This is a genomic window from Amycolatopsis australiensis (genome assembly GCF_900119165.1).
In the GTDB taxonomy this organism is placed as follows: domain Bacteria; phylum Actinomycetota; class Actinomycetes; order Mycobacteriales; family Pseudonocardiaceae; genus Amycolatopsis; species Amycolatopsis australiensis.
In genome coordinates this window covers 8,111,463-8,131,997 of the sequence record NZ_FPJG01000006.1, presented here as the reverse complement: position 1 = coordinate 8,131,997, position 20,535 = coordinate 8,111,463, and the positions used below count along the sequence as shown (strand labels likewise).

The window sequence follows — 20,535 nt, the reverse complement described above, 5'->3', positions numbered from 1 at the left end:
TTCCGCCGGACCCTCTCACCGTGCGAAAGCTCCTGACCTTCGGGTGCCCGCGACCGTGTCCCCACTCGGACCGCGTGCGCCCAGCCCAGCACCAGAGAGATTCGAGGAGAACCCACACCCGTGGCCGTCAAGATCAAGCTGCAGCGCCTCGGCAAGATCCGTGCGCCGTACTACCGCATCATCGTCGCCGACGCGCGCACCCGCCGGGACGGCAAGGCCATCGAGACGATCGGCAAGTACCACCCGAAGGAAGAGCCGAGCCTGATCGAGATCGTCTCCGAGCGCGCCCAGTACTGGCTGGGTGTCGGCGCGCAGCCGACCGAGCCGGTCCAGCGCCTGCTCGAGATCACCGGTGACTGGCAGAAGTTCAAGGGCCTGCCGGGCGCCGAGGGCACCCTGAAGGTGGCCGAGCCGAAGCCGTCCAAGCAGGACCTGTTCAACGCGGCGCTGGCCGCGGCCGGCGAGGAGCCCTCCACCGAGGCCACCACGCCGAAGAAGAAGGCCCCGAAGAAGTCCGACGCCGAGAAGGCCGAGGCCGAGGGTGAGAAGGCCGAGTGAGCTTTCTGGCTGACTCCCTCGAGCACCTGGTGCGCGGGATCGTCGACAACCCGGACGAGGTCCGGGTCGAGCTGCTGACCACCCGCCGTGGCCGCACGCTCGAGGTGCACGTGCACCCCGATGACCTCGGCAAGGTGATCGGCCGGGGCGGCCGCACGGCGACCGCCCTGCGCACCGTCATGGGTGGCATCGGTGGCCGCGGCGTCCGCGTGGACGTCGTCGACACCGACCGCTGAGCCTTTACCGGAACGGTCAGGATGGACGTCGTAGTCGGCCGCATCGCCAAGGCGCACGGCATCCGTGGCGAACTCGCCGTGGACGTGCGCACGGACTCGCCGGACGAGCGGTTCCGCGTCGGTGCGGCCGTGACGACGAAGCTGCGTGACGGCAGCAAAAGGGAACTCACCATCGCAGCCGCCCGCGAACACAGCGGGCGGCTGCTGGTGCGTTTCGAGGAGGTCCAGACCCGCGACGTCGCCGAGACGCTGCGGGGCGCCCTCCTCACCGTCGACACGGACGCGCTGCCGCCGACCGAGGACCCCGACGAGTTCTACGACCACGAGCTGGCCGGCCTGCGCGCCGAGCTGCTCGACGGCACGGTCGTGGGGAAGGTCGTCGAGGTCGTCCACTCGCCCGCGGGCGAGCTGCTGGAGCTGGACGTGGACGGCCGCTCGGCGCTCGTGCCGTTCGTCCGCGCCATCGTCCCCACGGTCGACGTCGCGGGCGGCCGGGTCGTGCTCGACCCGCCAGAGGGGCTCCTGGACGCCTGAGATGCGGATCGACGTCGTCACGATCTTCCCCGAGTACCTCGACCCGCTGCGCGCCGCGCTGCTGGGCCGGGCGATCGACCGCGGCCTCATCGAGGTCGGCGTGCACGACCTGCGCGACTGGACCCACGACGTGCACCGCGCGGTCGACGACGCGCCGTACGGCGGCGGCCCCGGCATGGTCATGAAGCCGCAGATCTGGGGCCCGGCGCTGGACGACGTCTGCGGTCCCGGAACGCGGCTCGTCGTGCCGACACCGGCCGGGAAGCCGTTCACCCAGGAGCTGGCCCACGCCTACGCGGCGGAAAAGCACCTGGTGTTCGCCTGCGGCCGGTACGAGGGCATCGACCAGCGGGTCGTCGACGACGCCGCCCGCCGGATGCCGGTCGACGAGGTGTCCATCGGCGACTACGTGCTGGTCGGCGGCGAGGCGGCGGTGCTGGTCATCGTCGAGGCCGTCGTCCGGCTGCTCCCGGGCGTGCTCGGCAACGCGCGGTCGGCCGCCGAGGACTCGTTCTCCGACGGCCTGCTCGAAGGGCCCAGCTACACGCGCCCGGAGGTGTGGCGGGACCTGGCGGTGCCGGAGGTGCTGCGGTCGGGCAACCACGCGCTGATCGACCGCTGGCGGCGTGACCAGGCACTGGAGCGGACGGCCCGCCGCCGCCCCGATCTCCTGGCCCGGCTGCCGGAAGGTAGTCTCGACGAGCACGATCTCGGGGTCCTCGAGGGCTTGGACCCCGAGCAGGCCGAGGGCCGGTTCTCCCGGTCCGATCCCGGTCTGTAATACTTGACAGGTTGGCGTGAGTGGACCTCCTCGTCCACGAGCCCGCCATCAGCCCCCCGGGTCGCCCGCAGCGGCACCGTTGCGCGCCCGGGATCTGTACGCAAGCCATACCGAAGACGAGGACGGACCACCGATGAACACCCTGGACGCGCTGGACAAGCAGTCGCTGCGTTCCGACATCCCGGACTTCCGCCCGGGCGACACGCTCAAGGTGAGTGTCCGCGTCATCGAGGGCAACCGCGAGCGCAACCAGGTCTTCCAGGGCGTCGTGATCCGCCGTCAGGGCGGCGGCATCCGGGAGACCTTCACCGTGCGCAAGGTTTCGTTCGGCGTCGGCGTCGAGCGCACCTTCCCGGTGCACTCGCCGAACATCGCTTCGATCGAGGTCTTCAAGCGCGGTGACGTCCGCCGGGCGAAGCTGTACTACCTGCGCGACCTCCGCGGCAAGGCCGCCAAGATCAAGGAGCGCCGCGAGAACCGCGAGACGGCCTCGGCTAACTGAGTCACCACCCGGTTACCGGTAGCCTGACGACGTGGCCGAACCCGTGTCCCAGAACGCTCCCGAGGACGACCCCGACCGCTCCGAGGAGGACAAGCCCAGGCTGTCCCGCTCCGAGGAGCGCGGGGGATCCCGCCGGCGGCGAGCCAAGCCCGCCAAGAAACGGTCGTTCTGGAAGGAACTGCCGATTCTGCTCGTGATCGCCCTGGTGCTCACGATCCTGATCCAGACATTCCTCGCGAAGGTCTTCATGATCCCCTCGGGGTCCATGGAGGCCACGCTGCACGGGTGTCCCGGCTGCACCGGCGACCGGATCCTCGTCGACCGGGTGACCTACGACTTCACCGAGCCCTCCCCGGGCGACGTGATCGTCTTCAAGGGCCCGCCGGCGTGGACCAACAACGAGGTCCCGCCCCAGGAGTCGAGCAACATCATCGTCCGCGGCCTGCGCGGTCTCGGCTCGCTGGTCGGGTTCGCCCCGCCGGACGAGCGCGACTTCGTCAAGCGCGTGATCGCGGTCGGCGGCCAGACCGTCCAGTGCTGCGACACGCAGGGCCGGGTCGTGGTGGACGGCAAGGCGCTCGACGAGCCGTACGTCCACTGGGAAGACGCGGCCAACCAGACCGAGCACACCTTCGAGCCGGTCAAGGTCCCGGCCGGGACGGTCTGGGTCATGGGGGACAACCGGAACAACTCCGACGACTCCCGGTTCCAGGGCGGCGGCGGCGTCAACGGCGCGGTGCCCGTCGACAACATCATCGGCAAGGCGCGGATCATCGTCCTGCCGCCGAGCCGGTGGGGCGGGATCAGCGACCACAACCCGCAGGAGTCAGCCCAGCCGGTGGCGCTCGGCGCGCCGGCGTGGCAGAGCGGGTTCCCGCTCGGGGCCGGGATCGCGGCGGCGTGGCCGGCGCTGTTCCTGGGACGCAAGCTCAAGTCCGGACTGCGCCGGGCGGCCGGGCGGCACCGCTAGCGACCCATCCGTGCGGCAGACGGGTGATCCAGCCTTGACTCTTCCCGTTCCCCTCACCGCGGCCGAGCCGATCCGGCCACCGCGGGCCGTGGTGCGCGGCGACCTCTTCTGGGGTCTGCAGGGCGCGCTCGACCGTCGTGGCCTCGGCCCGGTGGCCGGTGTGGACGAAGCCGGTGCCGGGGCGTGCGCGGGGCCGCTGGTGGTCGCGGCCTGCGTGCTCAAGCAGGGCGACGCGGCGAAGCTGACCGAGCTGACGGACTCCAAGCTGATGACGGCCAAGGCGCGCGACCGGGTGTACGACCTGGTCCTCGCCCGGGCCGTCGACTACTCGGTGATCGTCATCCCCACCGCCGAGGTCGACCTGTACGGCATCCGGGTGATGAACCTGGAGGGCATGCGGCGCGCCGCGGCGGCGCTGCGCGTGTCTCCGGGCTACATCCTCACCGACGGGTTCCGCGTCCCGGGCCTCACCGCCCCGAACGCGGCGGTGATCAAGGGCGACCGGTCGGTGGCGTGCATCGCGGCGGCGTCGGTGCTGGCGAAGGTGACGCGCGACCGCATCATGGCCGGCTACCACGACGACCTCCCGCACTACGGCTTCGACGTGCACAAGGGCTACAGCACGACCGATCACCTGGCGGCGCTGCGCGAACACGGCCCCAGCGACGTCCACCGCTGGTCGTACACGAACGTCGCCACGGTGGCCATCAAGCACGGCCTGCGGCCGAAACGGCCGGTCCTGCTGACCTACGCGGCGCTGGAGAAGGCGATGGAGACCGGCGCGTCCGCGGGGCTGGCCGCGGCGCTCGACGAGGCTCTCGAGCCACAACTCAGCCTGCCGCTGGCTGCCCCGGCCGCGGGTGTGGGTCACAATGAACGCTCCGCCGGCGGAGCGGCAGCACGATCCCGAGGAGGGGCGCGGATTTCATGAGCGCAGAGGATCTCGAGAAGTACGAGACCGAGATGGAGCTCTCGCTGTACCGCGAGTACCGCGACATCGTCGGCCAGTTCTCGTACGTGGTGGAGACCGAGCGGCGGTTCTACCTGGCGAACGCGGTGGACGTCCAGGTGCGTGACGGCGGCGGCGAGGTGTACTTCGAGGTCCGGATGTCCGACGCGTGGGTGTGGGACATGTACCGCCCGGCCCGGTTCGTCAAGCACGTCCGCGTCATCACGTTCAAGGACGTCAACGTCGAAGAGCTCGACAAGCCGGACCTCCGGCTGCCCGAGGACGGCCCGTTCTCGGGCTGAACCCCGGTTTCCGGCCGGCCCATCCGCAGCTGCGGATGGGCCGGTTCTTTTTGCCCTGGGACGAGCGCGCCATAGCACAGGGAGCCGACATTTCCGGCGTCCCGCGGCACCCGGTGGACGGGTTGTCCACATTCCCCCGGTTGTCCACAGAGCGGCGATCCGGGACTGGATCCGCCGTTCCGCGGCCTGGCATCGTCGAACGCACACGCACCGTGATCGCCGGGACCGCCCCGGTGACCGGCGCACCGACGAGGGGCGAACAGATGACGGGCACCGACCAGCTCGCAAGACACCGCCGCGACCTGGGCGCGTGGGGCGAAGACCTCGCGGCGCGGCACCTGCAGGACCGCGGCCTCGTCCTGCTCGGCCGCAACTGGCGCTGTCGCGAGGGCGAGATCGACCTGATCCTGACCGACCGCACGCGGGTGGTGTTCTGCGAGGTGAAGACCCGGACGGGCACCGAGTTCGGCCTCCCGTCGGAGACGGTCACGGAAGAGAAGGCGGGCCGCGTGCGTCGCGCCGGGCAAAGGTGGCTACGCGAGTTCCGGATCGGCTGGTGCCCGGTCCGCTACGACGTGGTGACGGTCCTCGCCGAGCCGGGCAAGCGCCCCCGCGTCCAGCACATCGAGGCGGCGTTCTGATGCCGATCGCCAAAGCCTGGTCGGCCGCGCTCCTCGGAATCGACGGCCGGGTGATCGAAATCGAAGCCGACCTGGGCGGCGGGCTGAGCCGCGTCACCCTCGTCGGTCTCCCGGACGCGGGATTGCGCGAGGCCAAGGACCGCGTCCGCTCCGCGGTCCGCAACTCCGGGCAGCCCTGGCCCGACGGCAAGGTCACCCTCGGCTTGTCGCCGGCGAACCTGCCGAAAGTCGGCTCGGCGTACGACCTCGGTATCGCGGCGGCCGTCCTCGCGGCGACAGGAGCGGTGCCGGCAACCCGGCTGCTCGGCACTGTGCTGCTGGGCGAGTTGGCCTTGGACGGTCGGGTCCGCGAGGTCCGGGGCATCCTTCCCGGCCTGCTGGCGGCACGCGCGGCCGGCTACGAGCGTGCCGTCGTCCCGGCGGACTCCCTGGCGGAGGCGTCGCTGGTGGACGGCATCGACGTCGTCGGAGCGGTCCACCTGCGCGATTTCGTCGCCTGGCTGCAGGGCGAAGCCGACTTGGCCCATCCAGTACCGCCGGGGCCGGCGACGCCACCCCACGTGCCGGACCTGGCCGACGTCGTCGGCCAGCCCGAGGCGCGCTGGGCCCTCGAGGTCGCCGCCGCGGGCGGCCACCACCTGCTGCTCACCGGACCGCCCGGGGTGGGCAAGACGATGCTGGCGAAGCGCCTGCCCAGCCTGCTGCCGCTGCTGTCGCCCGAGGAGTCGTTGGAAGTCACGGCGGTGCACTCGGTCGACGGCTCGTTGTCGAAGTCGTCGCCCCTGGTCGTCGTCCCACCCTTCGTGGCACCGCATTACTCGATCTCCATAGCGGCGCTGATCGGCGGCGGAAGCGGAATCGCCTCGCCGGGCGCCATCAGCCGCGCTCACCGTGGCGTGCTGTTCCTCGACGAAGTCTGCGAGTTCGGCGCCCAGTGCCTGGAGTCGCTGCGGACGGTCCTCGAAGAGGGCGAGGTACGCATCGCGCGAGTCCGGGGGGCGATCACGTATCCGGCGCGGTTCCAGCTCGTCCTCGCGACCAATCCGTGCGCCTGCGCGCCTCCGAAGGATGCCGACTGCGTGTGCTCACCGACGGCCCGCCGCCGCTACCTCGCCCGCCTCTCGGGCCCGTTGCTCGATCGCGTGGACCTGCGAGTCCGGCTACGACCGCTGACGGCGATCAGCGCACACGACACAGGGTCGGCGGAGCCGTCGGAAGTCGTCAGGGCGAGGGTGCTGGAGGCCCGCAAGCGCGCGGCACACCGCTGGCGCGAGTACGGCTGGCAGTCCAACTCGGAGGTGCCGGGACCAGCGCTGCGGCGTGAGTTCCCCTTACCTCGGCAGGCAACGGTCCTGCTCGACCGAGCCATGGACCGCGGAGCCCTGACCGGCCGAGGAGCGGACAGGTGCTTGCGCATCGCATGGACGTTGGCCGACCTGGACGGCGAAGACCGCCCGGGAGCCGACCAGATCAGTTCGGCACTGGCGTTTCGTGAGCGGGTGGAGGCATGAGTCCGCGGATGTGCGCGTTCCTGCGGCGGCCGCTCCTCGCTGGGATCACTGGGCGGTGCCTGGCCATCGCGACTTCCCGAACCGGCTCCGCACGGGACTTCCGTAAGCGGGTCGCGGTATGAGCCCGGATGAGCTGCGCAGAGCGCGCGCCTACCTCCTGCGCGTCGCCGAGCCACCGGCCGCGGCGCTCGTTGCCTTCGTGGCCGAGCACGGCCCCGTCGAGGCGGCTGCCCGGGTGCGGCGTGGCGACTGTCCGCCCGAGGTGCTCAAAGCGACCGAGGCCCGCCGCGACTACGACCTCGTGGACCAGGACTTCGGCCGCGCCGCCGCGGCCGGTGCTCGTCTCGTCGTCCCCGAAGACGACGAGTGGCCCGCCTGGCCCCTGCTCGCCCTCGAACAAGCCGGCCGCCGTGGGGTCTCCGAAGCCGTCCCGCCGCTGGCGTTGTGGGTCTCCGGCGACATTGCGCTCGGGACCGCGGCCGACCGGGCCGTCGCCGTGGTCGGCGCCCGCGCCGCGACCAGCTACGGCGAGCACCATGCCGCCGAGCTGGCATACGGGCTCGCCTCCCGGGGCGTCCCCGTCTTCTCCGGCGCCGCCTACGGCATCGACGGCGCGGCCCACCGTGGTGCGCTCGCCGCCGGTGGGGTCACCGTCGCCGTGCTCGGCTGCGCCGTCGACGCCGGCTATCCGGCGGGGCACGTCGGCCTGCTGAACCGGATCGCCCGCAACGGCGGCGCCGTCGTCAGCGAATACCCGCCCGGCGCTCCACCCGCCCGGCACCGGTTCCTGGTCCGCAACCGCCTCATCGCTGCCCTCACCGAAGGCACCTTGGTGGTCGAAGCCGGCCGGCGCAGCGGCGCCCGCAACACCGCGAGCACCGCCGGCGCGCTCGGCAAGGTCGTGATGGCTCTGCCGGGTCCCGTCTCGTCGGGCATGTCGGTCGGCTGCCACGAGCTGATCCGGGACGCCCGCGCGACGCTCGTCTCGACCGTCGACGAGGTCCTCGAGACCGTGGGCCGCTTCGGCATCGCCGAGGACCAAGCCGCCCGGACGCAACGCCCCACCGACCGGCTCGGCCCCGAGGCCCTGCGGACCTACGAAGCACTCACCGTGCGCACCGACCGGTCCGACTCCGAGATCGCGGCCGAATCCGGGCTGCCGCTGCGCAAAGTGCGCGCGTTGCTGCCGGCACTGGAGATCGACGGATTCGCCGTCCGCGGGGAAGCGGGCTGGCGACGACGAAGGGAGACCGCGTGAACGCCACGGATTCCGGGCGAAATCGTCGAAAGAGTTGGGCCGGTCCGGTCTGGCCGCGTGGCGATCCTTGACCGGCGGCGGTTGTTCGCGCAGCGTGACAGCCATGCCGCCGCCATCACGCTCCGGCCGGGGCCGTCGCCCGGACCTGCGCGCGCTCCGGGCCGCGCTGCCCGAGCCGGTCCAGGACGTCGTCACCGGCTACGACCGGCACCTCCGGCTCGAACGCGGCCTGTCCGCGCACACGGTGCGGGCGTACGTCGGCGATGCGGTGTCGCTGCTGAGCTTCGTCGTGGAGGGCGGGGGCGGTCTCGCGGATCTGGACCTCGCGCGGCTGCGGGCGTGGCTCGCGGCTCAGCAGTCCGGCGGGGCGAGCCGGACGACGCTGGCGCGGCGGGCCGCGTCGGCGCGGACGTTCACCGCCTGGGCGCACCGCACCGGCGTCCTCGACACCGATCCCGGGGGACGGCTCGCCGCGCCGCGGGCGCACCGTACCCTGCCCGGGGTGCTTCGCGCGGGGCAGGCCGGGGAGGTCATGCAGGCGTCGGCGGCCGGGGCGGCGCAACGCGATCCGGTCGCGCTGCGTGATCGCGCGATCGTCGAGCTGCTCTACGCCACCGGCATCCGGGTGTCCGAATTGTGCGGGCTGGACGTCGGAGGCGCGGATTTCTCCCGTCGTGTCGTGACGGTGCTCGGGAAGGGCGGCAAGGAACGCGTCGTCCCGTTCGGCGTCCCGGCGGCCGAGGCGCTGGCCGACTGGATCGACGACGGCCGGCCGAAGATCGTCGCCGAAACCGCCGGTGACAGGCCTGAGGCCGCGCTTTTCCTCGGTGCGCGGGGAAAACGCGTCGACCCGCGGACGGTGCGGCGCGTGGTGCACGACGCCGTCTCGGCGGTGCCCGGCGCACTCGACATGGGGCCCCACGGCCTGCGGCATTCGGCGGCGACGCACCTGCTCGAAGGCGGCGCCGATCTCAGGAGCGTTCAGGAACTGCTTGGTCACGCTACGCTTGCCACGACGCAGCTCTACACTCATGTGACCGTCGACCGGTTGAAAGCGATCCATGACCGAGCGCATCCCAGGGCCTGAGGCGGCCCGGGGCGTCTCGCCGGATTCGTGGCCAGCGGGTCCGACGGCGCACGCGCATCCGCACGAGCACGGAGACGACACTGAGCCGCATGCCGAGAACGACTGTGCAATGACCGCAGGCCCGCACGTGACCGAAGCCGCCGGAGTGACCGCCCCCGGCCAGGCCGCCGTGCCCGCCGAAACGCGGGCCGGCTACGACGTCGACGCCGGGATCGCGGCACTGTGGCAGCAGTTCGCCGACAACCCCGACCAGGCGTCGCGCGATCGGCTCGTGCTGCACTACGCCCCGCTGGTCAAGTACGTCGCGGGCCGCGTCGGCACCGGCCTGCCGACCCACATCGACGTGGGCGACCTCGTGCAGTCCGGCATCTTCGGGCTCGTCGACGCGATCGAGAAGTTCGACCCCGAGCGCGGGCTGCGTTTCGAGACGTACGCGATGCAACGCATCCGCGGCGCGATCCTGGACGACCTCCGCTCGCAGGACTGGGTGCCGCGCGCGGTCCGCAGCAAGGCCAAGGAGGCCGAGCGCGCGATGGAGCGTCTCGGGGCCCGCCTCAACCGCACGCCGACCGACGCGGAGCTCGCCGCCGAACTCGGCATCGGCCTCGACGAGCTGCGCGACTTCTACGGCCAGCTGCAGCTCACCAGCGTCGTGGCGCTGGAGGACCTGGTGGCCGCGGGCAAGGACAGCGGCTCGCTGGTGGACACGCTGCCGGACGACGACGCCGTCGACCCGGTGGCGGTGCTCGTCGACCAGGACAACCGCCGCCAGCTCGCCCAGGCGATCGCGCAGCTGACCGAACGCGACAAGATCGTGGTCAGCCTCTACTACTTCGAGAGCCTGACCCTCGCCGAGATCGGCAAGGTCCTCGGCGTCACCGAGTCGCGGGTCAGCCAGCTGCACACGCGGGCCGTCATGCGGTTGCGCGCCAAGCTGGTCGAGCAGAGCGGCAGCTGATCAGGGACCACCTCCCCACGGCTTGAGCCGGTACTCGCCGTCCTCGACGGTGAGGGCGAGGGGATCGATGTACTCGTCGCCGCGCCGCACGCCCCAGTGCAGGCACGCGGCGACCGCGCAGCCGGGATGCCCGGCCAGGACGGTGCCGAGCACCTGCCCCCGGTACACCTGCTCGCCGACGGCCACGCTCGGCTGCACGGGCTCGTAGGTGGTGCGCAGGCCACCATCGTGATCGACGGACATGACGGGCCGCCCGGCAACGACCCCGGCGAACACGACAACACCCGCATCGGCGGCGAGCACCTCCTGCCCCGGCACGGCGGCCAGGTCGACGCCGCGATGCCCGGCGCCGTAGGGAGTCTCGGGAGCGTCGAAGTACTTCGTGACCACCGGAACGGGTGACAGAGGCCAGGACAGCCGCGGCAGGCGGACGGCGCGCGAATCGACCGGCGGCGGCGCCCCGGGGACGGCGGGTGTGCTGCCGAGCCGCCAGCTCGGAGCCGCCATGAGCGCGTTCGCCCACGGCACAGCCGACACAGGTCCGCTTGCCCCGGTTCCGACAGGCAGCGCGGTCAGCCCGGGCGCCGCGGGCGTGGGCGCTGCTGGCGCGAGCACGCCTGGCCAAAGCGCGGTTGGTGTGGGTGCCGCTGGCCAGAGCGCTCCTGGTGCAGGCGCGGCCGGCCACGATTCCGCCGAGAGCTGCGCGGCCGCTCCCTCACGTGAGCCGGGCCTGGCCGCCGGGGACGGTGACCCGAGCGCGCCCCCGATCTCCGCCGCAGCTGAGACCGCCGGTGCTGCCGGAACACCCCGCCGCGCGTCCGCCGCCGGTGTCGTCGTGACCGTGCCGCTGCCCATCACGAAACCCGCCGTGACCAGCGCGATCACTGCCCCGAACACACCCGGTGGCCGTCGCCGGAAACCCTTGATCCACTCCACTCCGCCACCTTGCGGCACCCGGCCGTCCCGTGGGGCGCTGCCGGCGAATCTGTGGACAACTGCGGGCGATGTGGACAACTGCCGCTCGGTGGGGCCGCCGGTGGGGGTCGGGCTGGTGGCAGGGGGTAGACTCTTCTGCGCGGTCCGCGTCAGCGGGCTGACTTCGCGTGCACGTGCGCGTTCCCCGCTTTGCCAGCCGGGGGAGTCGCACGGGGTCCGGCGGTCCCTGGGGTTCCTCAACGCCACAGGGTCCGGGCTCCGCCACGGGCACCAGGGCGAACGGCCACCCGGCCGCGAGCGACAAAACCGAGCAGCGCGCCAGCGGAAGCGAAGCGCGCACGACACAGAAGAGGTGTGATTCCGGCAATGGCCGTCGTCACCATGAAGCAGCTGCTCGACAGCGGCGTGCACTTCGGGCACCAGACCCGCCGGTGGAACCCGAAGATGAAGCGCTACATCTTCACCGAGCGCAACGGCATCTACATCATCGACCTGCAGCAGACGCTGACCTACATCGACCGTGCGTACGAGTTCATCAAGGAGACCGTCGCGCACGGCGGCACCATCATGTTCGTCGGCACCAAGAAGCAGGCCCAGGAAGCCATCGCCAACGAGGCCGCGCGCGTGGGCATGCCCTACGTCAACCAGCGCTGGCTCGGCGGCATGCTGACCAACTTCCAGACCGTGCACAAGCGCCTCCTGCGCCTCAAGGAGCTCGAAGCCCAGGAGCAGACCGGCGGCTTCCAGGGCCTCACCAAGCGCGAGATCCTGACGCTGACCCGCGAGAAGGAAAAGCTCGAGAAGACCCTCGGCGGTATCCGCGACATGGCGAAGGTGCCGAGCGCGGTGTGGATCGTCGACACCAAGAAGGAGCACATCGCCGTCGGCGAGGCTCGGAAGCTGAACATCCCGGTCGTCGCGATCCTGGACACCAACTGCGACCCGGACGAGGTCGACTACCCGATCCCGGGCAACGACGACGCCATCCGCTCGGCCGCGCTGCTGACCAAGGTCGTCGCCGAGGCCGCGGCCGCCGGCCTGATGGCCCGCTCCAGCCGCAACGGTGCTTCGGCCGACGCGAAGCCGGAGCCGGGTGTCGCCTCCGACGAGCCGCTGGCCGAGTGGGAGAAGGAGCTGCTCGCCGGCTCCGAGACCGCCGCCGCCGACGCGACCGAGGCCGCTGCCGCGACCGAGGCCGCCACCGAGCAGGCGACCGCCTCCTCCTGATGTCCCACCGCCCGTGCGGCCGGCCCTCGTGGCCGGCCGCACCGGCGTAGCAACCCACAGATTTCCTGCGAAGGACGGATTTACCAGAATGGCGAACTACACCGCCGCCGACGTGAAGCGCCTGCGCGAGATGACCGGCGCCGGCATGATGGACTGCAAGAAGGCCCTCGAGGAGAACGACGGCGACTTCGAGAAGGCCGTCGAGTTCCTGCGGATCAAGGGCGCCAAGGACGTCGGCAAGCGCGCCGAGCGCGCCACCGCCGAGGGCCTGGTCACCGGCGACGGCGGCGTCCTCATCGAGCTGGACTCCGAGACCGACTTCGTCGCGAAGAACGCCGACTTCCAGGCGCTCGCCGCGAAGATCGTCGAGGTCGCGAAGACCCTCAAGACCAGCGACGTCGAGGCCCTCAAGGGCGCCGAGCTCGACGGCAAGACCGTCAACGAGGTCATCCAGGAGCTGTCGGCCCGCATCGGCGAGAAGCTCGAGCTGCGCCGCGTGGTCTCCTTCGAGGGCAAGACCGCGACCTACCTGCACCGCCGCGGCTCCGACCTGCCGCCGGCCGTCGGCGTGCTCGTCGAGTTCACCGGTGACGACGTGGAGGCCGCCCGTGGCGCCGCCATGCAGGTCGCCGCGCTGCGCGCGAAGTACCTGACCCGCGACGAGGTGCCCGCCGACATCGTCGAGAACGAGCGCCGCATCGCCGAGCAGACCGCCCGCGAGGAAGGCAAGCCGGAGCAGGCCCTGCCGAAGATCATCGAGGGCAAGGTCAACGCCTACTACAAGGACAACGTCCTGCTCGAGCAGCCGTCGGTCAAGGACAACAAGAAGACCGTCAAGGCTCTCCTCGACGAAGCCGGCGTCACGCTGACCCGCTTCGCCCGTTTCGAGGTCGGCCAGGCCTGAGGCCAGGTCCGGGCGTAGGTTTCACCAGTGCCCCGTCTCCGTCCATCGGGGACGGGGCACTGTCAGGTCCAGATGAGACAAAAAACGGCCGAGGGGCGTAGGAGGCGACATAGATGGGTGACCGGGTCGAAGGTGGCTACCGGCGGGTGCTGCTGAAACTGGGCGGCGAAATGTTCGGCGGTGGTTCTATCGGCGTCGATCCGGATGTCGTCCACTCGGTCGCGCAGCAGATCGCCGACGTCGCCCGCACCGGCGTCCAGGTCGCGGTCGTGATCGGCGGCGGCAACTACTTCCGCGGCGCGGAGCTGTCGCAGCGCGGCATGGACCGCGACCGCGCCGACTACATGGCGATGCTGGGCACCGTGATGAACTGCCTGGCGCTGCAGGACTTCCTGGAGAAGGAGGGCCTGCCCACCCGCGTGCAGACCGCCATCACGATGGGCCAGGTCGCCGAGCCCTACATCCCGCGCCGCGCCGAGCGGCACCTGGAGAAGGGGCGCGTCGTGATCTTCGGCGCGGGAGTCGGCATGCCGTACTTCTCCACCGACACCGCGGCCGCGCAGCGGGCACTCGAGCTGGGCTGCGAAGCCGTGCTGATGGCGAAGGCCGTCGACGGCGTCTACACCGCGGATCCGAAGAGCGACCCCACCGCCGAGATGTTCCGCGAGATCACCCACCGCGAGGTGCTGGAGCGGGACCTCAAGGTCGCCGACGCGACGGCGTTCAGCCTCTGCATGGACAACAACATGCCGATCATCGTGTTCAACCTGCTCACCGAGGGGAACATCGCCCGCGCGGTGAGTGGTGAAAGAATCGGCACGTTGGTCAGCACCCCCGCCGACGGGGTGCCGGCCTAGACCTGCTGGGATCAGCAAGCGCCACCCATCACAACTACGGGAGTGACCGTGATCGACGAGACCCTCCTCGATGCCGAGGAGAAGATGGAAAAAGCGGTGTCCGTCGCCAAGGACGAGCTGCAGTCGGTTCGCACCGGCCGGGCTTCGTCGGCGATGTTCTCGCGGATCGTCGTCGAGTACTACGGCTCGCCGACCCCGCTGAACCAGCTGGCCAGCGTGAACGTGCCGGAAGCCCGCATGGCGCTCATCAAGCCGTACGACCAGTCGCAGATCGGCGCGATCGAGAAGGCGATCCGGGAGTCGGACCTCGGCGTCAACCCGAGCAACGACGGCCAGGTGATCCGCATCGTCATCCCGCAGCTCACCGAGGAGCGGCGCAAGGAGATGGTGAAGGTCGCCAAGAGCAAGGGCGAGGACGCCCGCGTGTCGATCCGCAGCGTCCGCCGCAAGGCCAAGGACGAGCTGGACCGCATCGCCAAGGACGGCGAAGCCGGCGAGGACGAGGTCGCGCGCGCGGAGAAGGAGCTGCAGAACCTGACCGACACCTACGTGCACAAGGTCGACGAGCTGGTCAAGCACAAGGAAGCCGAGCTGCTCGAGGTCTGATGGCACAGGTGAGCGAGGAACGCGAGGACCGGGTGGACGCGACCGGAGAAGAACCGGCCGGCGCTCCCGGCACCCCGGGCGTGGTCCCGGCGGCCTCGGAAACCGGCGAGGCGAGCCGGCTGTCGGCGGCCGGGACCGCTGCCGCCGGGACGCCCGCCGCGGCGGAATCCGTGCCGGAAGCCAAAAAGGCCTCCAAGGCCGGGCGGAACCTGCCCGCCGCCATCGGGGTTGCGCTCCTGCTCGGGGCCGCGATCATCGTCTCCCTGCTCACCGTGCGGTTCCTGTTCATCGGGATCATCGCGATCGCGATCGCGGTCGGCACCTTCGAGTTCGCCGGGGTGCTGCGCCGGGTCGCCGACATCCGGGTCGCGATGATCCCGGTGCTCGTCGGCGGGCAGGCGATGATCTGGCTCGCCTGGCCGTTCGGCCGCGAAGGCGCGCTCACCGCCTTCGTCCTCACCGTGCTCGCCTGCCTGCTGTGGCGGTTGCCCGGCGGCGCGAAAGGCTACCTGCGCGACATCAGCGCCTCCACCTTCGCCGCCGCCTACCTGCCGCTTTTCGGTGCGTTCGCCGCCATGCTGGTGCCACCCCCGGACGGCGTGGGACGCGTTCTGACCTTCCTCATCGGCGTGGTCGCGTCGGACACCGGTGGCTACATCGCCGGCGTGCTCGGCGGCAAGCACCCGATGGCGCCCACCATCAGCCCGAAGAAGACCTGGGAAGGGTTCGGAGGATCCCTGGTCGGCGGAGTCTTGGCCGGCGCGCTGACGCTGAGCCTGCTGCTGGACGGGCACGTCTGGCAGGGCGTCATCTTCGGCGTCGCGATCGTGCTCACCGCCACCTTGGGCGACCTCGTCGAGTCGCTGATCAAGCGCGACCTCGGCGTCAAGGACATGGGCACGCTGCTGCCCGGCCACGGCGGCATCATGGACCGCCTCGACTCGCTGCTGCCCTCAGCCGTCGTGTCCTGGCTGCTGCTCTCGGCGTTCGTGCCGGTCGGCTGAGGCCGCGTCCCACCGCATCGTCGCCCGCAGGCCGAGCATCCGCTCGACGACCAGGGCGACCTCCGGCCGGTCGTCGGCGCGCCGGTGCACCAGTGACCACGTCCATGCCGGTGCCGGGGCCCCGATCGGGCGCCGCGCGAGGCTCGGCGGGAACGGCGCGGTGTGCCGTTTCGGCGACTGCAGCACCGGTACCCGAAGCCGCGTGACGTGGTCGAAGAACGCCTGGCCCGTGATGCCGCCGTCGTCGATCTGCACGACGCGCGCGCCGCTCGTCGCCGCGTAGCCGAGGGCGAACTCGTTCCACGCCAGCCACGACGACCGGTCCGAGTCCACCAGCACCGACACCGCGGCCGGCGGCACCGCGTCGGCCTTGGCCCAGCGGTGGTCGCCCGGCATGACAGCGGGCAGCGTCTCGACGCGGACCACGTGCGCGGCCAGGTCCAACTCCGCCAGACGCGGTTCGTCGCCCCACGCCAGGGCCAGGTCCAGCGTTCCTTCGGCGACGCGGACGGCCTGCGTGTGCGACGGCAGCACCCATTCGTCGAGCCGGACGACGTCGCCGAGCAGCTGCGTCAGCTCCGCCGGCAGCCAGCTCACGTGACCCAGGCGCAGCTTCGTCCGCGCCGTGCCGCGGACCCGGCGCGCGGCCGCGTCGGCCAGCTCCAGGAGCTGCCGCGCGTCGCCGACGAGCGCCGCTCCGGCACGGGTCAGCTCCACGTGCCGCCGGTCGCGGACGAACAGGGCCACGCCGAGCTCGCGTTCGAGCTTCTTGATCTGCTGGGACAGCGACGGGCTCGCGATCCGCAGCCGTTCGGCCGCCCGCCCGAAGTGCAGCTCCTCCGCCACCGCGAGGAAGTACCGCAGCTGCCGCAGTTCCATGGGCAGCACCGTAGACCTGCGGTGCGAGGTCGCGCCTAACAGACGTAGGCGATGGTTCGTGGACCACCGAAGCTTCGCCGGGTTTGACTCGGAGCATGCCCACCGGAACCCGTGCCCCGGCGAAGCTCGCCCTCACCGCCGTCTGCCTGGGCTTCCTCATGATCACGCTCGACGCGACCATCGTGAACCTGGCCCTGCCCGCGATCGGAGCGGACTTCGGCGAGCCGTCGACCGCGGCACTGCAGTGGATCGTCGACGCCTACACCGTCACGCTCGCCGCGTTTCTCCTCACCTGGGGTGCCGCCGGGGACCGCTGGGGCTCGCGCCGCGTCTTCGAGGCGGGTGTCGCCGTGTTCGTCCTCGCTTCCGTGGGCTGCGCCCTCGCCGGCAACGCGACGTGGCTGATCGTTGCGCGGGCCGTACAAGGTGCCGGCGCCGCCGCGCTGCTGCCGTCCTCGCTCGCGTTGATCGTCCACCAGTTCCCGGACCCGCAGGCGCGGGCACGCGCGCTCGGCGTCTGGGGCGGCATGAGCGGTGCCGGGCTGGCCGCCGGGCCGATGCTCGGCGGGCTCGCGGTCGGCCTCGCCGACTGGCGGCTCGTCTTCGCGGTCAACGTCCCGGTCGGGATCATCGGCATCGTCCTGACGCGGCGGGCGGTCGGCCACCCGCCGCGGCACGAGTCGACGCGCCTCGACGTCGCCGGGCAGGTCTCGGGCACGGCCGCGCTGGCCGCGGTCGTGGCGGGGTTCATCGAGTCCGGCCACGCGGGCTGGGCCGCGCCCGCGACGCTGCTGCTGCTCGCCGGGGGAGTGGTGGCCGGCGCGGTGTTCGTGGCGGTCGAGAACCGCGTCGCCGACCCGGTCATCCCCTTGCCCGTCCTGAAGATCCGGACTTTCGCGGTGGCGACGGGGATCGGCGGCCTGTTCAACTTCTGCCTCTACGGCACGCTGTTCTGCCTGGCGTTGTTCCTGCAACGCGCCTGGCAGCTCGGCGCGCTCACGGCCGGTCTCGCGCTGGTGCCGCTGACGATGGCGGTCGGGCTCAACGCGTTCTTCAGCGGACGTCTCACCGGGCGTTTCGGCCCGCGCGTCCCGATGATCGCGGGTGCCTCGGCCGGTCTCGCCGGCTCCGTCGGCTTCGCGCTCCTGCCCGCGGATCGTGCGCTGGTGCCGTTCGTCGTCGTCTCGCTCGTCTTCGGCTGTTGCTCGCTGGCGATGCCCGCCATGACGTCACTGGCGATGAATTCGTTGCCGGGCAAGGCTGGGCTGGCCGCGGGCGTGCTCAACGCGTCCCGCCAGACCGGTGGCGCGATCGGCGTCGCGCTCGTCGGCGCGCTGCTCCCGGCCACCGGCATGTGGCTGGTGGCCGCGGCGTACGTGCTGGTCGTGGGGCTCGCGTTCGCCGGTGGTCAGTCGTCGTAGGGGTCGTCGACCTCCGCGCGGCCCCATTCTTCCGAGACGCGCGAGTGGTCGATCACGGCGAAGACCGCGCCTTCCGGGTCGGCGAGGATCGACATCCGGCCGAACGGCGTGTCGTACGGCTGGATCACGACCGTTCCGCCGTGCATGAGCGCTTCCCCCGCGACCGCGTCGACGCCGCGCGCCGGGTCGATGTCGAAGTAGACGAGCCAGTGCGGCGGGGTGTCGAGGCTGTACTCCGAGCCCATGACGTACCGGTAGAGCACCGGCTCGTGCTCGATGAGCCATTCGACGTAGTCGAGCGTCTCGCCGTCGCCGATCTGGTGGCTCGAGTACGTGAACAGCTTGGTGTAGAAGTGATCCGCCGCGACGCCGTCGTGGGTGTTGAGGTCCGCGCCGCTGAAGGTGTTCGGGATCCCGGTGACGAACTCCCAGTCCGGCGGCACCTCCCAGAACACCACCGGCGCACCGCACGCGTCGTAGGCGTGCAGGATCGTGCCGCGCTCCGGGAGCGGCATCGGCCCCAGTGTCAGCCGGCCGCCGAGGTGCTCCACCCACTCCGCGGCGCTCGCGGTGTGCGGCACCGACAGGTGCGGGACCCAGCCCAGCGGCCCGCCTTGCGCGGCGCGGTAGAGCCCGCCGACGGGCAGGCCGTTGAGCGTGGCGATGGCGTACCGCCCGTCGGACGTCGCCGGGTCCCGCTGAGTGGTGTACTCCCACCCGAAGAGGGCACCGTAGAATCCTTCCGCCACGGCCTGCTCGCGGCAGGCCAGCTCGATCCAGCACGGAATTCCGGCCGGGACCGGGGACGGGGTACTGGACGGGCCGATCGCCATGGGTGCTCCTCCCGAGACCCTCCGAATTCTAGGCGTGATCCGTAAGGTTTCCGCCAAGATTCTGCGGCCGGAAAATCACTGCCGGCCTCGAGGACCCCGGAAGGAGCAGCGGTGCGGTGGTCGTCCCGGCGCGCGGAGGTCGTGCCGAGCCCGAACATCTGGTACTACCAGGCCGATTACGAGCTGGAGAACCGGGCGCAGGACAGCGGCGGCGAAATCTGGCGCGTGCTGCGCGAGGAGGGCGACTGGGCCGGCCGGGACGTGCTCGACGTCGGCTGCGGCGACGGCTTCCACTTGCCGCGCTTCGCCCGCGACGCGCGGTCGGTGCTCGGGGTGGAGCCGCACGAGCCACTGGTGCGCAGCGCGCTGGAGCGCGTGCGCGGGCTGGCGAACGTGGACGTCCGGCTGGGCCGGGCCCAGCGGCTGCCGGTCCGCAGCGCGAGCGTCGACGTCGTCCACGCGCGCACGGCGTACTTCTTCGGGCCGGGCTGCGAGCCGGGGCTGGCGGAGGCGGAGCGGGTGCTGCGGCCCGGCGGGGTGATCCTGATCGTCGACCTCGACGTGACCAGCGAGCCCTACGGCCGCTGGATGCGCGCCGACCTACCGCACTACGACGCCGGCGCCGTCGAACGGTTCTTCGCCCGCGCCGGCTTCGGCTGCCGCCGCGTGGCCACGCAGTGGCGGTTCGCCACCGCCGCGGACCTCGAAGCGGTGCTGAAGATCGAGTTCAGCAAGCGGGTCGCCGAACAGGCGATCGCGGAGTCCTTGCAGCGTAACGGGAATCGCGAGCGCGACCTGACGCTGCCGGTGGGCTACCGCGTGCACGCGCGGGTCAAGCCCACCGGCCTCGTCCTGCCTGGTCACTCGGTGCCCTCTTCGGGAGCCGAGGACTCGTCTTCGTCTTCGCCGAGGATGCCGTAGAGCGAGCGCCGGGCGTCGTTGAGGACCTCGGCCGCGCGGGCCTGCTGGCTCTCGGTGCCCGCGCGCATGATCTGCACGACGGCGGCGGCCAGGTTCTTGCCCGCCTTCGCGAGCCCGACCTCGACCGGGTCGACGTCCTGCGCGATCTGCTCCCACGGCGGGGTGCTGTCCTGCTGCTCCGCGGCGGCGCGGCCGGCGTCGGTCAGCTCGAACAGCTTCTTGCCGTGCTCGTCCTTGCTGATGACCAGGCCTTCGTCGGCCAGCAGCTGCAGGGTCGGGTAGACCGAGCCGGGGCTCGGGCGCCAGAAGCCGCCGGAGCGCTCGCCGATCTCGCGGATGATCTCGTAGCCGTGCCGGGGCTGCTCGGCGAGCAGCGCCAGGATCGCGGCGCGGACGTCACCGCGGCGGCTGCGCCGTCCGCCGTGACCCCGCCGGCCCGGACCGTGGCCGCGACCGCGTCCGCCGGGGCCGAAGCCCGGGGGGAACTCGCCGAAACCACCGAAGGGCCCGAAAGGTGCGCGCCCACGCTCGTGGGCGAAGGGGTGTCGTTGCCTACGCATGTCTGTGTTCCTTTCTTGAACTGTTGCGACACGTTCACGATATATCGGAAACGGTCGACTGGCAACTCACTGGTCGTGATGCCGATCACGGAACTTGAGC

24 protein-coding genes are annotated in these 20,535 nt (G+C 71.5%); 20 read left to right on the top strand and 4 right to left on the bottom strand.

The features are described 5' to 3' along the window. Positions 1–120: 120 nt before the first annotated feature. The 13 genes from rpsP (at position 121) to BT341_RS38740 (ending at position 10,287) form a co-directional block, all read left to right on the top strand. Positions 121–558, top strand: a complete 438-nt coding sequence (gene rpsP, locus BT341_RS38800; RefSeq protein ID WP_072480955.1) for a 30S ribosomal protein S16 — start codon at positions 121–123, stop codon at positions 556–558. After that, positions 555–794: an RNA-binding protein gene (locus BT341_RS38795; RefSeq protein WP_003103110.1), complete on the top strand. Its 240-nt coding sequence runs from the start codon at positions 555–557 to the stop codon at positions 792–794. Before rpsP ends, BT341_RS38795 begins: the two co-directional genes overlap by 4 nt. Positions 795–815: 21 nt before the next feature. Next, positions 816–1,328 (top strand): ribosome maturation factor RimM, encoded by a 513-nt coding sequence (rimM, locus tag BT341_RS38790; RefSeq protein ID WP_072480954.1) that lies wholly within the window; start codon positions 816–818, stop codon positions 1,326–1,328. A 1-nt stretch (position 1,329) separates the two neighbouring features. Beyond that, positions 1,330–2,109: a tRNA (guanosine(37)-N1)-methyltransferase TrmD gene (trmD, locus tag BT341_RS38785; protein ID WP_072480953.1), complete on the top strand. Its 780-nt coding sequence runs from the start codon at positions 1,330–1,332 to the stop codon at positions 2,107–2,109. 133 nt (positions 2,110–2,242) lie between these two features. Next, complete coding sequence (gene rplS / locus BT341_RS38780) at positions 2,243–2,611, top strand: 50S ribosomal protein L19 (protein WP_072480952.1); 369 nt, start codon at positions 2,243–2,245, stop codon at positions 2,609–2,611. A gap of 31 nt (positions 2,612–2,642) precedes the next feature. Further along, a complete protein-coding gene (gene lepB / locus BT341_RS38775) occupies positions 2,643–3,581 on the top strand; it encodes a signal peptidase I (RefSeq protein ID WP_072480951.1) in 939 nt (312 codons plus the stop codon). Between the two features lie 88 nt (positions 3,582–3,669). Beyond that, on the top strand, positions 3,670–4,512 hold the full coding sequence (locus tag BT341_RS38770) for a ribonuclease HII (protein WP_072480950.1): 843 nt from the start codon (positions 3,670–3,672) through the stop codon (positions 4,510–4,512). Next, complete coding sequence (locus BT341_RS38765; RefSeq protein WP_003096226.1) at positions 4,509–4,832, top strand: DUF2469 domain-containing protein; 324 nt, start codon at positions 4,509–4,511, stop codon at positions 4,830–4,832. The genes BT341_RS38770 and BT341_RS38765 overlap by 4 nt, the downstream gene beginning before the upstream one ends. A 263-nt stretch (positions 4,833–5,095) precedes the next feature. Then, positions 5,096–5,473 (top strand): YraN family protein, encoded by a 378-nt coding sequence (locus BT341_RS38760; RefSeq protein WP_072482421.1) that lies wholly within the window; start codon positions 5,096–5,098, stop codon positions 5,471–5,473. Further along, a complete protein-coding gene (locus tag BT341_RS38755) occupies positions 5,473–6,984 on the top strand; it encodes a YifB family Mg chelatase-like AAA ATPase (RefSeq protein ID WP_072480949.1) in 1,512 nt (503 codons plus the stop codon). The genes BT341_RS38760 and BT341_RS38755 overlap by 1 nt, the downstream gene beginning before the upstream one ends. 118 nt (positions 6,985–7,102) lie before the next feature. Beyond that, a complete protein-coding gene (gene dprA, locus BT341_RS38750) occupies positions 7,103–8,242 on the top strand; it encodes a DNA-processing protein DprA (protein ID WP_177328998.1) in 1,140 nt (379 codons plus the stop codon). Positions 8,243–8,345: 103 nt separating this feature from the next. Further along, on the top strand, positions 8,346–9,329 hold the full coding sequence (locus BT341_RS38745) for a tyrosine recombinase XerC (RefSeq protein WP_072480948.1): 984 nt from the start codon (positions 8,346–8,348) through the stop codon (positions 9,327–9,329). 109 nt (positions 9,330–9,438) lie between these two features. Further along, a complete protein-coding gene (locus BT341_RS38740; RefSeq protein ID WP_072480947.1) occupies positions 9,439–10,287 on the top strand; it encodes a FliA/WhiG family RNA polymerase sigma factor in 849 nt (282 codons plus the stop codon). Here the strand turns inward: BT341_RS38740 and BT341_RS38735 are convergent, their stop codons facing one another. Next, a complete protein-coding gene (locus tag BT341_RS38735) occupies positions 10,288–10,794 on the bottom strand; it encodes a M23 family metallopeptidase (RefSeq protein ID WP_072482419.1) in 507 nt (168 codons plus the stop codon). Positions 10,795–11,589: 795 nt separating this feature from the next. Here BT341_RS38735 and rpsB point away from each other — a divergent pair. The 5 genes from rpsB (at position 11,590) to BT341_RS38710 (ending at position 15,821) form a co-directional block, all read left to right on the top strand. Next, positions 11,590–12,450, top strand: a complete 861-nt coding sequence (rpsB, locus tag BT341_RS38730) for a 30S ribosomal protein S2 (RefSeq protein WP_072480946.1) — start codon at positions 11,590–11,592, stop codon at positions 12,448–12,450. An 88-nt stretch (positions 12,451–12,538) separates the two neighbouring features. Continuing rightward, positions 12,539–13,354: a translation elongation factor Ts gene (tsf, locus tag BT341_RS38725; protein ID WP_072480945.1), complete on the top strand. Its 816-nt coding sequence runs from the start codon at positions 12,539–12,541 to the stop codon at positions 13,352–13,354. Between the two features lie 113 nt (positions 13,355–13,467). Next, the gene (gene pyrH / locus BT341_RS38720) at positions 13,468–14,211 is read left to right on the top strand and encodes a UMP kinase (protein WP_072480944.1); all 744 of its coding nucleotides are present in this window, start codon (positions 13,468–13,470) and stop codon (positions 14,209–14,211) included. Positions 14,212–14,259: 48 nt separating this feature from the next. Next, positions 14,260–14,817 carry a ribosome recycling factor gene (gene frr, locus BT341_RS38715; RefSeq protein WP_072480943.1) on the top strand — a complete coding sequence of 186 codons (558 nt, stop codon included), beginning with the start codon at positions 14,260–14,262 and terminating at the stop codon, positions 14,815–14,817. Then, entirely contained in the window at positions 14,817–15,821 is a 1,005-nt protein-coding gene (locus tag BT341_RS38710) for a phosphatidate cytidylyltransferase (RefSeq protein ID WP_143168783.1), read from the top strand. Before frr ends, BT341_RS38710 begins: the two co-directional genes overlap by 1 nt. On the opposite strand, the gene BT341_RS47540 is transcribed toward BT341_RS38710, so the two are convergent. Beyond that, positions 15,771–16,700 (bottom strand): LysR family transcriptional regulator, encoded by a 930-nt coding sequence (locus BT341_RS47540; protein ID WP_072480942.1) that lies wholly within the window; start codon positions 16,698–16,700, stop codon positions 15,771–15,773. The genes BT341_RS38710 and BT341_RS47540 overlap by 51 nt on opposite strands. Positions 16,701–16,795: 95 nt before the next feature. On the opposite strand from BT341_RS47540, the gene BT341_RS38700 reads away from it, so the two are divergent. After that, complete coding sequence (locus BT341_RS38700; protein WP_072480941.1) at positions 16,796–18,121, top strand: MFS transporter; 1,326 nt, start codon at positions 16,796–16,798, stop codon at positions 18,119–18,121. On the opposite strand, the gene BT341_RS38695 is transcribed toward BT341_RS38700, so the two are convergent. Then, positions 18,109–18,954, bottom strand: a complete 846-nt coding sequence (locus BT341_RS38695) for a VOC family protein (RefSeq protein ID WP_072480940.1) — start codon at positions 18,952–18,954, stop codon at positions 18,109–18,111. The genes BT341_RS38700 and BT341_RS38695 overlap by 13 nt on opposite strands. Positions 18,955–19,065: 111 nt before the next feature. On the opposite strand from BT341_RS38695, the gene BT341_RS38690 reads away from it, so the two are divergent. Beyond that, complete coding sequence (locus BT341_RS38690) at positions 19,066–19,875, top strand: class I SAM-dependent methyltransferase (RefSeq protein WP_072480939.1); 810 nt, start codon at positions 19,066–19,068, stop codon at positions 19,873–19,875. On the opposite strand, the gene BT341_RS38685 is transcribed toward BT341_RS38690, so the two are convergent. Then, the gene (locus BT341_RS38685; protein ID WP_072480938.1) at positions 19,815–20,435 is read right to left on the bottom strand and encodes a PadR family transcriptional regulator; all 621 of its coding nucleotides are present in this window, start codon (positions 20,433–20,435) and stop codon (positions 19,815–19,817) included. The genes BT341_RS38690 and BT341_RS38685 overlap by 61 nt on opposite strands. Positions 20,436–20,535: the final 100 nt, after the last annotated feature.

What these genes read in the sequence shown, in the direction of transcription:
- rimM (WP_072480954.1), top strand. Translation starts at nt 816, where the DNA reads ATGGACGTCGTAGTCGGCCGCATCGCCAAGGCGCACGGCATCCGTGGC.
- trmD (WP_072480953.1), top strand. Translation starts at nt 1,330, where the DNA reads ATGCGGATCGACGTCGTCACGATCTTCCCCGAGTACCTCGACCCGCTG.
- rplS (WP_072480952.1), top strand. Translation starts at nt 2,243, where the DNA reads ATGAACACCCTGGACGCGCTGGACAAGCAGTCGCTGCGTTCCGACATC.
- BT341_RS38765 (WP_003096226.1), top strand. Translation starts at nt 4,509, where the DNA reads ATGAGCGCAGAGGATCTCGAGAAGTACGAGACCGAGATGGAGCTCTCG.
- BT341_RS38760 (WP_072482421.1), top strand. Translation starts at nt 5,096, where the DNA reads ATGACGGGCACCGACCAGCTCGCAAGACACCGCCGCGACCTGGGCGCG.
- BT341_RS38755 (WP_072480949.1), top strand. Translation starts at nt 5,473, where the DNA reads ATGCCGATCGCCAAAGCCTGGTCGGCCGCGCTCCTCGGAATCGACGGC.
- dprA (WP_177328998.1), top strand. Translation starts at nt 7,103, where the DNA reads ATGAGCCCGGATGAGCTGCGCAGAGCGCGCGCCTACCTCCTGCGCGTC.
- BT341_RS38745 (WP_072480948.1), top strand. Translation starts at nt 8,346, where the DNA reads ATGCCGCCGCCATCACGCTCCGGCCGGGGCCGTCGCCCGGACCTGCGC.
- BT341_RS38740 (WP_072480947.1), top strand. Translation starts at nt 9,439, where the DNA reads ATGACCGCAGGCCCGCACGTGACCGAAGCCGCCGGAGTGACCGCCCCC.
- BT341_RS38735 (WP_072482419.1), bottom strand. Translation starts at nt 10,794, where the DNA reads ATGGCGGCTCCGAGCTGGCGGCTCGGCAGCACACCCGCCGTCCCCGGG.
- rpsB (WP_072480946.1), top strand. Translation starts at nt 11,590, where the DNA reads ATGGCCGTCGTCACCATGAAGCAGCTGCTCGACAGCGGCGTGCACTTC.
- tsf (WP_072480945.1), top strand. Translation starts at nt 12,539, where the DNA reads ATGGCGAACTACACCGCCGCCGACGTGAAGCGCCTGCGCGAGATGACC.
- pyrH (WP_072480944.1), top strand. Translation starts at nt 13,468, where the DNA reads ATGGGTGACCGGGTCGAAGGTGGCTACCGGCGGGTGCTGCTGAAACTG.
- BT341_RS38710 (WP_143168783.1), top strand. Translation starts at nt 14,817, where the DNA reads ATGGCACAGGTGAGCGAGGAACGCGAGGACCGGGTGGACGCGACCGGA.
- BT341_RS47540 (WP_072480942.1), bottom strand. Translation starts at nt 16,700, where the DNA reads ATGGAACTGCGGCAGCTGCGGTACTTCCTCGCGGTGGCGGAGGAGCTG.
- BT341_RS38700 (WP_072480941.1), top strand. Translation starts at nt 16,796, where the DNA reads ATGCCCACCGGAACCCGTGCCCCGGCGAAGCTCGCCCTCACCGCCGTC.
- BT341_RS38695 (WP_072480940.1), bottom strand. Translation starts at nt 18,954, where the DNA reads ATGGCGATCGGCCCGTCCAGTACCCCGTCCCCGGTCCCGGCCGGAATT.
- BT341_RS38685 (WP_072480938.1), bottom strand. Translation starts at nt 20,435, where the DNA reads ATGCGTAGGCAACGACACCCCTTCGCCCACGAGCGTGGGCGCGCACCT.